The sequence below is a fragment of the Nocardioides sp. Z35_8 genome (assembly GCF_059621125.1).
Window position 1 is genome coordinate 2,419,484 of the sequence record NZ_JCAQIE010000001.1, and the last position, 14,201, is coordinate 2,433,684.

The 14,201-nt window shown below is 72.3% G+C and carries 11 protein-coding genes, 1 tRNA gene and 1 rRNA gene; 9 read left to right on the forward strand and 4 right to left on the reverse strand.

Features of this window, described 5'->3' with window-relative positions; translation table 11 throughout:
• Positions 1-34 precede the first annotated feature (34 nt).
• On the forward strand, positions 35-1,237 hold the full coding sequence (locus AC54T2_RS11715; RefSeq protein ID WP_186341763.1) for a sulfite oxidase: 1,203 nt from the start codon (positions 35-37) through the stop codon (positions 1,235-1,237).
• 16 nt (positions 1,238-1,253) lie between these two features.
• On the opposite strand, the gene AC54T2_RS11720 is transcribed toward AC54T2_RS11715, so the two are convergent.
• Positions 1,254-2,552, reverse strand: coding sequence for a DUF1501 domain-containing protein (locus AC54T2_RS11720; RefSeq protein WP_206054550.1), 1,299 nt, complete (start codon positions 2,550-2,552; stop codon positions 1,254-1,256).
• A gap of 1 nt (position 2,553) precedes the next feature.
• Positions 2,554-4,002 carry a DUF1800 domain-containing protein gene (locus AC54T2_RS11725; RefSeq protein WP_496666240.1) on the reverse strand — a complete coding sequence of 483 codons (1,449 nt, stop codon included), beginning with the start codon at positions 4,000-4,002 and terminating at the stop codon, positions 2,554-2,556.
• Positions 4,003-4,125: 123 nt separating this feature from the next.
• Here AC54T2_RS11725 and AC54T2_RS11730 point away from each other — a divergent pair, with 123 nt between their 5' ends.
• The 3 genes from AC54T2_RS11730 to AC54T2_RS11740 all read left to right on the forward strand — a co-directional run bounded on the left by AC54T2_RS11730 (position 4,126) and on the right by AC54T2_RS11740 (position 6,120).
• Positions 4,126-5,082 (forward strand): GNAT family N-acetyltransferase, encoded by a 957-nt coding sequence (locus AC54T2_RS11730; RefSeq protein WP_186341765.1) that lies wholly within the window; start codon positions 4,126-4,128, stop codon positions 5,080-5,082.
• Between the two features lie 12 nt (positions 5,083-5,094).
• Positions 5,095-5,168: transfer RNA gene (locus AC54T2_RS11735), tRNA-Ile, on the forward strand.
• Positions 5,169-5,772: 604 nt separating this feature from the next.
• On the forward strand, positions 5,773-6,120 hold the full coding sequence (locus tag AC54T2_RS11740; RefSeq protein ID WP_496666241.1) for a hypothetical protein: 348 nt from the start codon (positions 5,773-5,775) through the stop codon (positions 6,118-6,120).
• Positions 6,121-6,421: 301 nt separating this feature from the next.
• Here AC54T2_RS11740 and AC54T2_RS11745 read toward each other — a convergent pair whose 3' ends face one another.
• Positions 6,422-8,050: a protein kinase domain-containing protein gene (locus tag AC54T2_RS11745; RefSeq protein WP_496666242.1), complete on the reverse strand. Its 1,629-nt coding sequence runs from the start codon at positions 8,048-8,050 to the stop codon at positions 6,422-6,424.
• Positions 8,051-8,204: 154 nt separating this feature from the next.
• Here AC54T2_RS11745 and AC54T2_RS11750 point away from each other — a divergent pair, with 154 nt between their 5' ends.
• The 3 genes from AC54T2_RS11750 to AC54T2_RS11760 are packed head-to-tail and all read left to right on the forward strand — an operon-like array spanning position 8,205 to position 10,803.
• Entirely contained in the window at positions 8,205-8,828 is a 624-nt protein-coding gene (locus AC54T2_RS11750; protein WP_186341767.1) for a hypothetical protein, read from the forward strand.
• 32 nt (positions 8,829-8,860) lie between these two features.
• Positions 8,861-10,138 carry a sensor histidine kinase gene (locus AC54T2_RS11755; RefSeq protein WP_496666243.1) on the forward strand — a complete coding sequence of 426 codons (1,278 nt, stop codon included), beginning with the start codon at positions 8,861-8,863 and terminating at the stop codon, positions 10,136-10,138.
• Positions 10,135-10,803 (forward strand): response regulator, encoded by a 669-nt coding sequence (locus tag AC54T2_RS11760; protein ID WP_496666244.1) that lies wholly within the window; start codon positions 10,135-10,137, stop codon positions 10,801-10,803. Before AC54T2_RS11755 ends, AC54T2_RS11760 begins: the two co-directional genes overlap by 4 nt.
• On the opposite strand, the gene AC54T2_RS11765 is transcribed toward AC54T2_RS11760, so the two are convergent.
• Entirely contained in the window at positions 10,800-12,182 is a 1,383-nt protein-coding gene (locus tag AC54T2_RS11765) for a serine/threonine-protein kinase (RefSeq protein WP_186341770.1), read from the reverse strand. The two genes, AC54T2_RS11760 and AC54T2_RS11765, sit on opposite strands and share 4 nt — an antisense overlap.
• Positions 12,183-12,256: 74 nt before the next feature.
• Between AC54T2_RS11765 and tyrS the strand changes: the two genes are divergently transcribed.
• Positions 12,257-13,522, forward strand: coding sequence for a tyrosine--tRNA ligase (gene tyrS / locus AC54T2_RS11770; RefSeq protein WP_186341771.1), 1,266 nt, complete (start codon positions 12,257-12,259; stop codon positions 13,520-13,522).
• A 605-nt stretch (positions 13,523-14,127) separates the two neighbouring features.
• A 16S ribosomal RNA gene (locus AC54T2_RS11775) occupies positions 14,128-14,201 on the forward strand; the annotation flags it as partial.

Sequence of the window (14,201 nt, forward strand, 5' to 3'; positions counted from 1 at the left end):
TCAAATAGGTCACTTACTCGTATATGGTCCGTCCATGACCTCGATCACGCCCACCCGTCGTGGCTTCCTCACCGCCGCCGCCGCGGCCGCCGGCCTCGCGGCCGCGCCGCCCGCCCTCTGGCGCACCGGCTCCGCCTTCGCGGCGTCCCCCTTCGTGCTCAAGCCGACGCCGCCGGCCTGGTTCACCGACTTCGGCACCAACGCCGAGATGCTCTGGAGCTCGGTCGACCCCGGGCGCTACCTCACGCCGCAGTCGCGTCTGTTCGTGCGAAACCACACGCGCACGCCCGTGATCGACCGCTCGACCTACGCGCTCCGGGTGCACGGCGACGGGCTGGCCACCCCGCGCACCGAGGCCCAGGCGCTGAGCCTCTCCTACGCCGACCTCCGGCGGCTGCCGCGCCACGAGCTCACGGCCGTGCTCGAGTGCACGGGCAACGGCCGCAGCCTGTTCCGCGACCAGCAGGGGCAGTCGGTGTCCGGCACCTCGTGGGGGCTGGGTGCCGTCGGGACGGTGCGGTGGAGCGGCGTACGCCTGCGCGACGTGCTGGCCGCGGTGGGGCTGTCCCCGGATGCGGTGTCGATCCAGGCGACGGGACTGGACGACCCGTTCGTCTCCGGCGGCACCGACTACGGCCGCGTGCGACGCCCGTTCCCGGTCGCGAAGGCGCTCGACGACGCCCTCCTGGCGTGGGGCATGAACGGCGAGGACCTGCTGCCCGACCACGGCTACCCGCTGCGCCTCGTGCTCCCGGGGTGGGTGGGCATCGCGAGCATCAAGTGGCTCGGCTCGCTCGAGGTCTCCACGACCGAGCTGACGTCGCCGTGGAACACCACCTTCTACCGGATGACCGGGCCCGAGTGGCCGGCCGACTCCCCGCCGCTGACCGTCAACCCGGTGCGCTCGGCGTGGGAGCTCGCCCGCGACCAGGTGCTGCCGGCGCGCCCGGTCACCCTGACCGGGCGGTCGTGGAGCGGCGCCGGCCGGATCAGTCGCGTCTCGGTGAGCCTGGACGGCGGCGCCAGCTGGCGCCCCGCCGTCCTCGACCGGCGCTCGCGCCAGGAGGAGGGCTGGACGCAGTGGTCGGTGCGCTGGGCCCGCCCGCGGCCCGGGCGCCACGAGCTGCTCGCACGTGCCACTGACGACCAGGGGCGCACGCAGCCGCTCGCGGCCGTCCACAACACGCAGGGCTACTTCTTCGACGCCGTGGTGCGCCACCCCGTACGCGTCGCGTGAGCCCGCCGCCCGCGGGTCAGGCCATCACGCCGACTGCCTGCGGGGCGAAGCCGGGGAACACCTGGGCGACCGAGACCCCGAACCGTCTGGTCACGACCTCGGCCAGCACGCTGCGGTAGTCGGTGGTGACGAGCACGTCGGCGTCGAGCGTGTCCTGCAGGCCCGGCCAGGAGCCGTAGTACTGCCCGCCGCGGACGCCGGCGCCGGCGACGAACATGACGTTGCCGAAGCCGTGGTCGGTGCCGTAGTCGTCGTTCTCCTTCACCCGGCGGCCGAACTCGCTGAGGGTGACGAGGGTGACCCGGTCCGCGGCGGGGCCGAGGTCGGCGAAGAACGCCGCGATCGAGCTCGCCAGGTCGCCGGCGTTGCGCCGCATGTCGCCCCACTCGAGCGTGCCGGCGTCGGTGTGCATGTCCCAGTCGCCCTGGTCGACGGTGATCACCTCGGCGGCGACGCCGGAGCGCACGATCCGGGAGACGTCGGAGAGCGCCTTGCCGAGTCCGCTGGACGGGAACGCCGGGGTGGGCGTGCCGGCCGTGGTCTCGCGCGCCGCACCGAAGGACTGGACCCCGGAGATCGCGTCGCGCACGGCTCGTCCCATGGGGCTGCTGCCCTTCCAGGCGTGGGACAGCGAGGCCAGCCGGCGCCCGTCCGCCTCGGCACCGGCGACCTTGGCCTGGTCGACGCGGCTGACCACGAACGCGGGCTGGGTGCCGAACAGCGACGTCGGCACCTGGTTGCCCATCGCGGTGCCCTGCAGGGGCGTCGTGCCGGGCAGCTCGCCGAGGAGCCGGTTGAGCCACCCCGTGCGCTCGCTCGATCCCGGGGCGGCGTCCTCGATGGCCTCCATCGCCGCGAAGTGCGACCGGTTGGGCGTCGCCATGCCAGTGGCGTGCACGGCCGCGAGCGATCCGGCCTCCCACATCGGCAGCAGCGGGGCGAGGGCGGGGTGCAGCCCGAACATCGCGTCGGCCGCCAGGAGCGACGGGGCGGCGATGGCGAGCCGGGGGCGCGCGGCGTAGTAGACCGGGTCGCCGTGCGGGACGACGAGCGAGAGCCCGTCGGCCGCGCCGCGCAGCGAGAGCAGCACCAGCACGGAGCCGCCGGGCATGGCCAGCGACGACGCCGACCGGCCGGTGACGGCGTACGCACGGGGACCCGCGCCGGACAGCGAGGGGCCGAGCGCGACGGCACCGCCGGCGAGGGCGGTGCCCAGCAGCGAGCGCCGGCTCAGCGCCATCCGGGCCTGGTCGTAGTCGGGGCATCCGCACGAGCGGGGCGACGCCGCGCCGGACGGGGTGTGGGGATCAGTCATGTCAGCACGCCAGGTGGTCGGGGGAGTCGAGGACAGCGGCCAGCAGCCGCGGGAAGCCCCATTCGTAGAGGCCGTGCTCGCGGTCGATCTTCTCCCTGGCCTTGCAGCCGGTGGCCAGGCAGGCGGTCTCGACGAGGCGCGCGGTGGCCGGCCGGTGCAGCAGGTCGCGGCTCACGGCGTCGACGAGGTCCTCGAACCGGATCGGCTTCTTGGCCGGCACCCAGGCGCTCGGCCTGCGGTGGCGCAGGCCCTCGGAGGGCCACCAGCCGCCCGCCATCGACCAGTGCATGCTCATCGAGCCGAGCGCACGGGACGGGGACGCCCAGGTGGTGTCGGTGACCGGGGTGCCGTCGGGTCGCGGCCAGGCGTGGGGGGTGAGGCCCAGGCTTCCGGCCTGCCACAGGATCGCGTTGGCGGCGGAGTCGTTGCGGCGCGGACGCCCGACCTCGACGCCGAGGGCGCGGTAGGTCGCGACGACGTCCTCGCCGGGGTCGCGCAGCTTGTCGCCGGCCGACCTGCGGAACTCCTTGCTCGCCACGAGGGCGCGGAGCACCGGGACGATCGCGGTGTCGTTGCGCAGGTAGACCTTCGCGAGCCGGCGGACCAGCGCCGGCGGCGGCTCGTCGTGGACGAACTTGGTCGCCAGTCGCGTCGCGACGTGCTGCGCGGTCGACGGGTGGTGGGCGAGGTAGCGCAGGTACTCGCGGGTGACCTCGCGGCCGTCGGCCTTGCGGTTGTCGTGGCGGAAGCCGCGCACCGTGACCCGTCCGGTCCAGTGGTCCTCCTTGACGTAGGACCGCTTCCACGTCTTCCAGAGGTCCACGTGCCAGCCGGTGAGGATCCGCGCGGAGGCCTTGACGTCGTCCTCGTCGTAGTTGCCCGCGCCGAGGGTGTGCAGCTCGAGCAGCTCGCGCCCGAGGTTCTCGTTGGGGGCTCGCTTGGTGGAGGTCGCGGCGGAGAGGAAGATCAGCATCGCCGGATGGGTGGTGGTCTCGACCAGCATCTGGTCGAAGCGGCCGAGGGCGTGGCGCCGGATCGTGTCGCCGTAGTCGGCGCGCCACGTGAACTGGGCGTCGCCGGTCACCGGGACGTGGAGCATCGCCTCCCAGAACTCGGTCATCTTCTCCAGCACCGGGCGGCGCGTGCGGATGCGCCGGAGCAGCAGCCAGCGCCCGTAGTCCTCCATCACCTGCCAGCCGCCGCGGATCTCCTGGGCCTGGCGCTTCCACAGGTCGGCAGGCTTCCGGTCGAGGTCGGGCCACCACCCGCGGACGGCGTCGGCCGACCCGTCGGGGAAGGAGCCGGGCGCGGTGAGCTGCTGCTCGAACCACGCCGACGCGCCGCCTGCGCGCTGCACGTCGCGCGCGAGGGTGGCGTCGACGCCGTAGCCGAAGCGCGTCACGAGGTGGCGCTGCGACGGTGGCAGCAGTGCAGATCGATCCTTGGCCACCGAGGTCCTCCCCTACCCGCGCCGCTTCTGCGACGGGCCACTGTCCCACGCCGAGGACCCCTTGCGAAGCCGAACCGAGATCCCATTTTGCGTGCGGACGCTCGCGTGCGGTCCCATGCGGTCGTGGAGATCGTCGAGCTCGACCCGACCGACCCGGTGGCCAGGGCTGCGTGGCACGACGTCATGGAGCGCGCGGTCCGGGCCGACCGCCCGCACGCGCTGACCACGACGCTCCAGGCGTTCGAGGTGACCGCCACCTCGCCCAGCACCCACTACGCGCGCACCTGGCTCCAGGCCGTGGCGGGCGGTGAGGTGATCGGCGTGGCCGAGCTCGAGCTGCCCCTGACCGAGAACACCGATGTCGCCTGGGGCGAGGTGCAGGTGCTCCCCGCGCACCGGCGCGCCGGCATCGGCCGTGCGCTCTGGCAGGCGCTCGTGGAGCGCGCCGGCGCTGCGGGCCGCACCCGGCTCGGGGGAGAGGTCACCGTCGACGTCGCCGAGCCGGGGCCGGCCCACGAGTTCGCCGCCGCCATGGGAGCGGTCGACAAGCACCGCGAGGACCACCTCGTCGCCGACCTGCCCGTGACCGCCTCGCCGGCGGACCCTGCCTACGACCTGGTGACCTGGCGCGGCCGGTGCCCCGACGAGCACCGGGCCGCCTACCTGGCGATGCGCAACCAGATGAACTCCGACGTCCCGACCGGCGACCTCGAGCTCGACCCCGAGGTCCTCGACGACGAGCGGCTGGCCTCCTCGGAGGAGCGACTGATGCGGGCGTACGACGTCCGGGTGGCCGCCGCTCGCCGGCGTTCGGACGGCACCTTCGGCGGCTACTCGCTGCTCTTCGTCCCGCACGGCACCGACTACGGCTGGCAGGACGACACCCTGGTGATGCCCGAGCACCGCGGTCACCGGCTGGGTGCGGCGCTCAAGGCCGCCAACTACGCCGGCCTGCCCCCGCACGTCCGGCTCGTGCACACCTGGACCGCCCCCTCCAACACCGCGATGCACCGCACCAACACCGCCCTCGGCTTCCGGGTGGTGGAGCACATGTACGAGGTCGAGGCGCGGATCGCCTAGGGTGCGCCCCGAGGGGCGGTAGCTCAGTCGGTCAGAGCAGAGGACTCATAATCCTTGGGTCGTGGGTTCGAGCCCCACCCGCCCTACAAGCACCTGTGTCACTTCGCCTGATGGGTGACGGCTAACCGGTTGATGAGTGAGTCTCCGAGTGAGGGAGTCGGGTGTGCCGGGCAGCGGTAATCAGCCCTTGCCGACCGGTGGTCCCTTTTGCAGCCTTCGGTAAAGTTGTGTGCGGCCGACGGTCGAGCCCAAGGCGATCCGGGTCGCCACCCATCCGGGGGCGCTCGTGTGCGGGTGGTGCGAGCGCCTGTCTTGGCTGGCCGTGACAGCGCGACGCCTTGTCCCACACCAGTCGAGCGCATCGTCAACGGCCGCAACGAGGGGGCGACGTACACCCGCGAGCCCAGCAAGAACCACTCGACCGCGCCTGAGGGCTTTCCAGCGACTGATGATCGAGACCGACGACCCGGACCCGGACTACGTGCACGTGAGTCACGAGGTGGGCCTGCGCCAGAGGGATAAGAGGCCCTGACCGGCATCGGCCGCGAGTCCCTCAGCCCGCTGGGACGCCTGCAACTGAAGATCGAGCGCGACCGAGCGCAAGCCTGACTGGCTGGCACCGGGGTTCGAGCCCCCGGCGGGCACCGCGACCGGCCATAGGGGATCGGTCACGACACGAGAGAGGACACGATGAAGACAGTTGGCAAGATCGTCCTCGGCATCGTCATTGCCGTCACCCTCCTTGTAGGAGGCTGTGTGGCAGTGGTGGGGGGAGTGGCGAGCGATGTGGACAAGGAGATCGAGAAGCAGCAGACGGAGCACGCAATCACGCCCGCCGAGTTCAAGTCGATCAAGCAGGGTGACACCCTGAAGTCCATCATTGCCAAGTACGGAAAGCCGGAGGACCGGCAGACCACGGAGAGTGGCGGTTACAAGAGCACGCTCATCTACTACAACGTCGAGGGCGGCGACCTCGGGGACATGTACCAACTGTCCTTCGACGGCAACGGCGTGCTCGACGGGAAGAGCGCCTGGTAACGGCGGGACCTGACTTGAACCCAGCCGGTCACGGGGCGGGCCGGGCGATTGGCCGCACGTCGGCGCGCCCTGGACCGGGACCGCCTGCGACGGCTACGAGGCGGCAGGTTGCGAGCCCGCTGTCCCCACGAGCCCCTAGCAATGTGGGCGACGGTGGTGACGTCAGTGAGGCTCGAAGACGCTTCCGGAGCGATTTCACGAGCACCGTGACGCTTCGTGACGCGCGATGTTGGGGTACGTAGCACTCCTCAGGTCGTGGGTTCGAGCCCCACCCGCCCCACGCAGGCTCGCGTCGCGGCGATCAGCCCTCCCCGGCGATGACGAGCTGGTCGCCCTGCTCCTCGAGCTGCAGCCGGCCCTGCTCGGTCATGGTCCGGCCGGACGTCGTCACGAAGTCGATCGTGTAGGACGCCGTCAGGGTCTGCGGATCCACCCGGACGGCACGAGGTGTCGCCGACTCGATCGTGCTCCAGAACCCCGTGTAGCTCCCGAGGCCGCCGCTCGCGGCCTGGAACTCCGGGGTCAGCAGCTCGAACGTCGACGCGGGGTCGGAGGTGACCTGCGCGAAGTAGTCGCGGACGAACGCCCGCGCGGCGGCCGGCGTCGCCCCGGACGCGCCGGGGTCGGTGGTCGTCTCCTCGGACGGGCTCTCGGTCGGCTCGGAGGTGGGCTCGGAGGTGGGCTCGGAGGTGGGCTCCGAGATGGGCTCGGACGCCGAGCCCGACGGCTCCTCCGACGTCGGGTCGGCCGAGGCGCTCGGCCCGTCGTCGCCGGTGGCTCCGGACGGCTCGTCGTCGCGCGGCCACAGCAGCCATGCGCCGAGGCCCGCCACCAGCGCCAGCGCGAGCGCCGCGGCCAGCCACCCCGCCGACCGGCCGCGCGACCCGGCCGGGGTCGTGGCCGGCGGGGGAGTGGGGGTCGGCCCCTGCGGCGGTGGCGGGTCGTGGTCGGTGACCGGTGTCGACGCGGCGGCCGCCTGTGCCGGGGTGGTCGGGGTGGTCGCGGCGGTCCGCGCGGCGTCCCCCCGGGCGGACCCCGGGCCCGACGTCCCCGTCGGGGCCGCCATCGCGACGGTCGCGTCGGGGTCGGTCTGCTCGGAGACGGGGACGGGCGTCGCGGGCAGCGGGGCGGTGCTCGGCTCGCCCCGCGCGATCCGTCGCAGGTCGTCGCGCACGCGCGCCACGGGCCAGCGCTGCGCGGGGTCCTTGACCATCATCACCGACAGCAGACCCGCGACGGCGTGGTCGCCGGTGAGGCGGGGCGGGTCCTCGTTCACGATCCGGTAGAGGCCACCGAGGACGTTGTCGCCCACGTCGTAGGGAGGTCGCCCGACGACGGCGTGGTAGAGCGTCGCCCCGAGCGACCAGACGTCGCTGGCCTCGCTGGCCGGTTGTCCCGACGCGACCTCGGGGGCGATGTAGGCGGGCGACCCGGTGATCAGCCCCGTCTGCGTCAGCGCCGTGTCGGTCGCGGACCGGGCGATGCCGAAGTCGCCGAGCTTGGCCCGGTCGGCGCCGGTGAGGATGATGTTGCTGGGCTTGACGTCGCGGTGCACGATGCCGGCCGACCCGGCCTCCAGCAGCGCGTCGGCGGCCTGGGCGAGGATCGCCGCCGCGCGACGGTCGGGCAGCGGGCCCTCGCTCGCGACCAGCTCCGCCAGCGTGCGGCCGTCGACGTGCTCCATGACGAGCCAGTAGCAGTCCTCGTCCTTGACCAGGTCGAAGATCGACACGACGTGGGGGTGGTTGATCCCGGCGGCCAGGCGCGCCTCGCGCTGGGCTCGTACGACGTCGTCGTCGGTGGTGCCCGGGAGCAGGCCGATGCGCTTCACCGCGACCGGGCGGTCGAGCAGCTCGTCGTGCGCGAGGTGGACCACCCCGGCTCCACCGCGGCCGATCTCCCTCTCCAGGCGATACCTGCCTGCGATCACGTGTCCCCCTCTCGTGGCTGACGCACAAGGCTAGTCATCTGCGCGGCGGCGTCCTCACCCCACGGGGCCCGTCCAGGGGGTACTAGCACCATCGGCCATCTCGCCGGCGCTGCGGCGCTCGCGCAGGCTGGGTCACACCTACCGAGGAGGACCCATGACCCGCACCACCGCCCGTACCCCAGCCCGTCCCACCCCTCCCACGTCGGCGACCCGCGACCTCGCCGGCTTCCTCGCCGGGTTGCTCGCCGCGGCCGTCGCCCTGGCCGCCCTGCTGCTCGGGTCGCTCACGACGGTGGCCGCCGACGCGGCTGACGCCGTCGACCCGGCGAGCGCCGAGCACCCGACGTCGTGGCGCGGCGGTGGTGACGACCACGACCACGATGACGACCACGATGACGACCACGGCAGTCACGGTGGCGGCACCGACGACGGTCCGGGCGACGACAACGGCGGCAGCGGCGACAGCGGCGGGCGCGACGACGACCGGGTGATCCGCACCGGCGCCTGCGGCGCCGGTGCGGACTGGAAGCTCAAGGTCAAGACCGATGACGGCCGGCTCGAGGTCGAGGGTGAGATCGACAGCTTCGTCGCCGGCCAGCAGTGGCGCTGGACGCTGCGCCACAACGGCTCGGTCAGCGACCGCGGGGTCGGCACCACCACCGCGCGCAGCGGCTCCTTCGAGGTCGAGCGCAAGGTCGTCGACCTGCGCGGCACCGACACCCTCGCGTTCCGCGCCGTCCGTGCCGGGCAGACGTGCGCTGGTGTGGTCAACTACTGACCTTCCACTGATCTCCCCGGGGGACGATCCGCATGCGATGGCTCACGAGTCCCGTGGTGCAGTTCCTGGCCGCGGGATTCGCCACGCTCGTGGTCGTCGTCGTCGCGACCAGCGCCCTGAGCCGCTCGGCCGCCGACGAGGAGGCCGTCGCCGATGCCCGCTCGCTGACCCGCGTGCTCGCCGCGTCGGTGGCCGAGCCGGCGATCCCGCCGGGCCTCCGCGACGACGACGCCGCCGCCATCGACCGGATGGACCGCACGGCGCTCGACCGGCTGCTCGTCGACGACGTGCTGCGGATCAAGCTCTGGGACGCCGACGGCACGGTGGTCTACAGCGACCGCACCGAGCTGATCGGCACGGTCTACCCGCTCGGCGACGACGAGCTCGAGGTGCTGCGCGAGGGCGGCACCGATGCCGAGCTGTCCGACCTCTCCCGCCCCGAGAACCGCTACGAGCGCGACCTCGGTGGCGACCTGCTGGAGGTCTACACCCGCGTCCGGTCCCCCGAGGGCGAGCCCCTGCTCTTCGAGGCCTACCTCGGCGTCGACGACATCCGGGCCAGCCGCGCGCAGATCCTCGACCGCTTCCTGCCGATCACCATCGGCGCCCTCGTCGCCCTGGTGGCGCTCGGCACCCCGCTGGTCGTGCTCCTGTCGCGGCGTCTCACACGGGCGGCGCGCGAGCGCGAGCGCCTCCTGGAGGCGGCGGTACGCGCCTCCGACGCCGAGCGGCTGCGCATCGCCCGTGATCTGCACGACGGCGTCGTCCAGGACCTGTCCGGCTCGTCGATGGCGCTCTCGGCGCTGGCGGCGCGGTCCGACGAGCAGCACCGGCGCGAGCTCGAGGACGTCGGCCGGTCCCTGCGGGTCAGCATGCGGTCACTGCGCTCGCTGCTGGTCGACATCTACCCGCCCGACCTGCACACCGCGGGCCTGGCGGCGTCGATCGACGACCTGGTCGCCCCGCTCGCCGCGTCGGGCACCCGGGTCGACGTCGACGTGAGCGGCACCGGCGACGTGCCCCGCTCGGCGCTCGCGCTGGTGTGGCGGGTGGCGCAGGAGAGCGTGCGCAACGTCGCAAGGCACGCCCGCGCCGACCGGATGTCGCTCACCGTGCGTCGGGAGGACGACCGCCTGGTCCTGGAGGTGGTCGACGACGGCGTCGGGTTCGACCCGGGCGCCAGCGGCGACGACGACCACTTCGGCCTGCGGGCGGCCGAGAGCCTCGTGCGCGAGCACGGCGGCACCTGGGAGGTGGAGTCGGCACCCGGCTCGGGGACGATGGTGCGCGTGGAGGTGCCGGTCGGATGATCCGTGTGGTGGTGGCCGACGACCACGCAGTCGTGCGCCGCGGCCTGGCCGGCCTGATCGAGTCGTCCGACGACCTCGAGGTCGTCGGCGTGGCCAGGGACGGCAACGAGGCGGTCGAGCAGGTGCGCGAGCACACCCCGGACGTGGTGGTGATGGACCTGCAGATGCCCGAACTCGACGGTGTCGCCGCGACCCGCGCGATCGTCGGGGCCGGCGGGAGCACCGAGGTGCTGGTGCTGACATCGTTCTCCGACCACGCGCGGATCGACGCGGCCATCGAGGCCGGTGCGGTGGGCTACCTGCTCAAGGACGCCGAGCCGGACGTCCTCCTCGACGGCATCCGCGCGGTCGCACGCGGGGAGTCCCCCCTCGACCCCCGCGCCGCGAGGCGCGTGCTGTCGCGCCGCCGCTCGGCGCCCGGCGCGACCGGCCAGGGCACGGCGCAAGCAGAGCTGTCCCCGCGGGAGGCGGAGGTGCTGCGCCTCGTGGTCGAGGGGCTGCTCAACAAGCAGATCGCCCAACGCCTCGGCATCACGGAGCGCACCGTCAAGGCCCACCTCACCTCGGCCTACCAGCGGATCGGGGTCGCCGACCGGACCCAGGCAGCACTGTGGGTCCAGCGTCACGACCGCGACGGGCCGTCGACCAGCCCTGCGGCGCCCTAGCCCTCGCCGGCGATGAGCAGCCGGTCGTCGCGCCGCTCGAGCTGGAGCCGTACGCGCTGGGTGCTGCGCTCTCCCGACTTCATCACGTAGTCGACGGTGTAGCCCACCGTGAGGTCGGAGGGATCGCTGGTGACGTCCACCAGCGAGGCGGAGCGCACCTGACTCCACCACCCCATGTAGCCCTCGAAGCCCCCGCTGGCGTCCTGGAACTCCGGGGTGAGCTGGTCGAACGCGTCCCGGGGGTCGCTGGTCACGGTGGAGAGGTAGGAGCCGATGAAGGCGTCCATCTGCTTGCGGGTGTCCTCGGCGGTGGCCGGGGGAGCGCTGCCGACCGGGGTCTGCGAGGTCTCCGGCGACGTGCGCTGTCGTTCCTCGGGGAGCGCCTCGGGCGTGCCGCGGCCGGCCCAGACGTACGCCGCGGCGATTGCGGCGAGCGCCAGCGCGGCCGCGGCCACCGGCCACGCCCAGCGGGCGGCGCGCCGACGCCGCGGCGGGCCGGGTGCGGGTGCCGGCTCGCGAAGGGTCGGCAGCTCGCCGGTGCGTTCACGGCGGGCCGTGGTCGTGACCGGCGCCGGGGCGACGGTGGAGGCCTGTCCGCGCGCGACGCGGGCCAGCTCGTCGCGCACGCGGGCCATCGGCCAGCGGGCGTCGGGGTCGCGGTTCATCATCATGGTGAGCAGGCCGGCCAGCGGGTGGTCGTCGGGCAGTCGCGGCGGGTCCTCGTGCACGATCTTGTAGAGCGCGCCGATGAGGTTGTCGCCGACGTCGTAGGGCGGCGTGCCGGTGACGGCGTGGTAGAGCGTCGCGCCCAGCGACCACACGTCGCTCGCGGGGGTGGCCGACGCGCCGGAGGCGACCTCGGGAGCCAGGTAGGCGGGGGAGCCGGTGACCAGGCCGGTCTGGGTGAGCGAGTGGTCGTCCTCCGACCGGGCGATCCCGAAGTCGTTGAGCTTGGCCGACCCGCCGGAGATCAGGATGTTGCTCGGCTTGACGTCGCGGTGGACGATGCCGTGCGCGTGGGCCTCGACGAGCGCGTCGGCAGTCTGGGCGAGCAGGGCGGCGGCCTCCTCGGCGGCCAGTGGCCCGGACGTCGCCACGCGCTCGCTCAGCGTCTCGCCGTCGACGTACTCCATCACCAGCCAGCGCACGTCCTGCTCGTCGACGAGGTCGAAGACCGAGACGACGTGGGGGTGGTTGAGCGCCGCGGCCAGCCGCGCCTCGCGCTCGGCACGCTCCACCCCGGCGCTGTCGGAGCCCGGGATCACACCGATCCGCTTGATCGCCACCAGCCGGCCCAGCACCTCGTCGCGGGCGAGGTGCACCGTGCCGGACCCGCCGCGCCCGATCTGCCTCTCGAGCGTGTACCTGCCTGCGATCACGTGCCGTCCCTCCTGCGTCGTCGCCCTAGGCTAGTGCCCGTACCCGAGTCCGCCCCAGCAGAAGGAACACCCCCGTGACGACGCCCAATGTCCTCGACGAGCTGGAGTGGCGCGGCCTCGTCGCGCACTCCACCGACCGCGATGCGCTCCGCGCCGCGCTGGGCGAGGGGAGCGTCAGGTTCTACGTGGGCTTCGACCCCACGGCCCCCAGCCTCCACATGGGCAACCTGGTCCAGCTGGTCACCGCCCGGCGCCTCCAGGACGCCGGTCACACGCCGTACATCCTGGTCGGCGGGGCCACCGGGATGATCGGTGACCCGCGCGACTCCGGCGAGCGCACCCTCAACTCCCTCGACACGGTGAAGGAGTGGACCGAGCGGGTGCGCCGGCAGGTCTCGCGCTTCGTCAGCTTCGAGGGCGACAACGCCGCCACCACGGTCAACAACTACGACTGGACGGCGTCGCTGTCGACGATCGACTTCCTGCGCGACATCGGCAAGCACTTCCCGGTCAACCGGATGCTCGCCCGCGACACCGTGCGGCGCCGGCTCGAGTCGGGCATCAGCTACACCGAGTTCTCCTACGTCCTGCTGCAGTCGATGGACTACCTCAACCTCTTCCGCGAGCACGGCGTGCGGCTGCAGTTCGGGGGCTCGGACCAGTGGGGCAACATCACCGGGGGAGCCGACCTGGTCCGCCGGGTCACGGGCGAGAACGCGTACGGCTTCGCGACGCCGCTCATCACCAAGACCGACGGCACCAAGTACGGCAAGACCGAGGGCGGCGCCCTGTGGCTCGACCCCGAGATGCTCTCCCCCTACGCCTTCCACCAGTTCTGGCTCAACGTCGAGGACGAGAAGGTCGGTGAGCTGCTGCGCATCTTCACCTTCCTCTCGCGCGAGGAGATCGAGGACCTCGAGCAGCAGACGGTCGACAAGCCGTTCCTGCGCGCGGGCCAGAAGCGGCTCGCCGACGAGGTCACCGCGCTGGTGCACTCCGAGGAGGAGGTCGAGCACGCCAAGGCCGCCGCCGCCGCGCTGTTCGGTGGGGGCGACCTCGCCGCCATCAAGCCCGACACCCTCGCCGCCGCCCTGCGCGAGGCCGGCGGCACGACGCTCCCCGCCGGCGAGCTGCCCGGCATCCTCGACCTGCTCGTGGCAGCCGGCCTTGCCAAGAGCAAGGGGGAGGCCCGGCGCACCGTCGCCGAGGGCGGCGCCTACCTCAACAACGTCCGCGTGGAGGACCCCGAGCTCCGGCCGACCGACGCCGACCTCGTCGCCGGATCGTGGCTGGTGCTGCGGCGCGGGAAGAAGAACTTCGCCGGTGTCGAGGTGTCCTGAGGACGCGGTGGGCGGGCGCTCGCGGACCCCTCCCACGGGGTGTGGGGACGCGCTCCCACCCGCCCCAGGGGCCCCAACAGGCCGCTGACCTGCGGAAACGCAGATGTGCGCGCGGTCACACCGTTTCGATTTGCGCGATCGGTGCGGAGTGAATAATGTTCTCTTTGTCGCCAGGGAGCGGCGGGGAGCAAGACCGGTCAGGTCGGGCTCCCGGCCCCGGGCAGGACAACCCGAAGCGGTCATCGGTCACGGTGACACCACCGGGTCAGAGCGAAACAGCCGAGGATTTGCCACGGCAGAAAGTCGCTCGCTAGGTTTGACCAGTTGCCTCACGCAACCGAGATCCTCACCGGATCGCGATGTGGGTGCGTCTGATACTTGAGAACTCAACAGTGTGTTTGATTAGTCGACGAATTAGTTTGTTTTGCCCCGTTGACGTCATGTTCTGGCTTGTGCCTTTGGGTGTGGGTTGGGGGATGGTGTCGCGGTTTCTTTGACGATGATTCTGACAACATGTCAGTTTCGTTTTTTGTCATGGATGTGGCTCTTATTGATTGTCGTGCTTGTGTCTGCTGCTTTTTGGTGGTGGGTGTGGGTGCGTGTTTTCGATGGAGAGTTTGATCCTGGCTCAGGACGAACGCTGGCGGCGTGCTTAACACATGCAAGTCGAGCGGAAAGG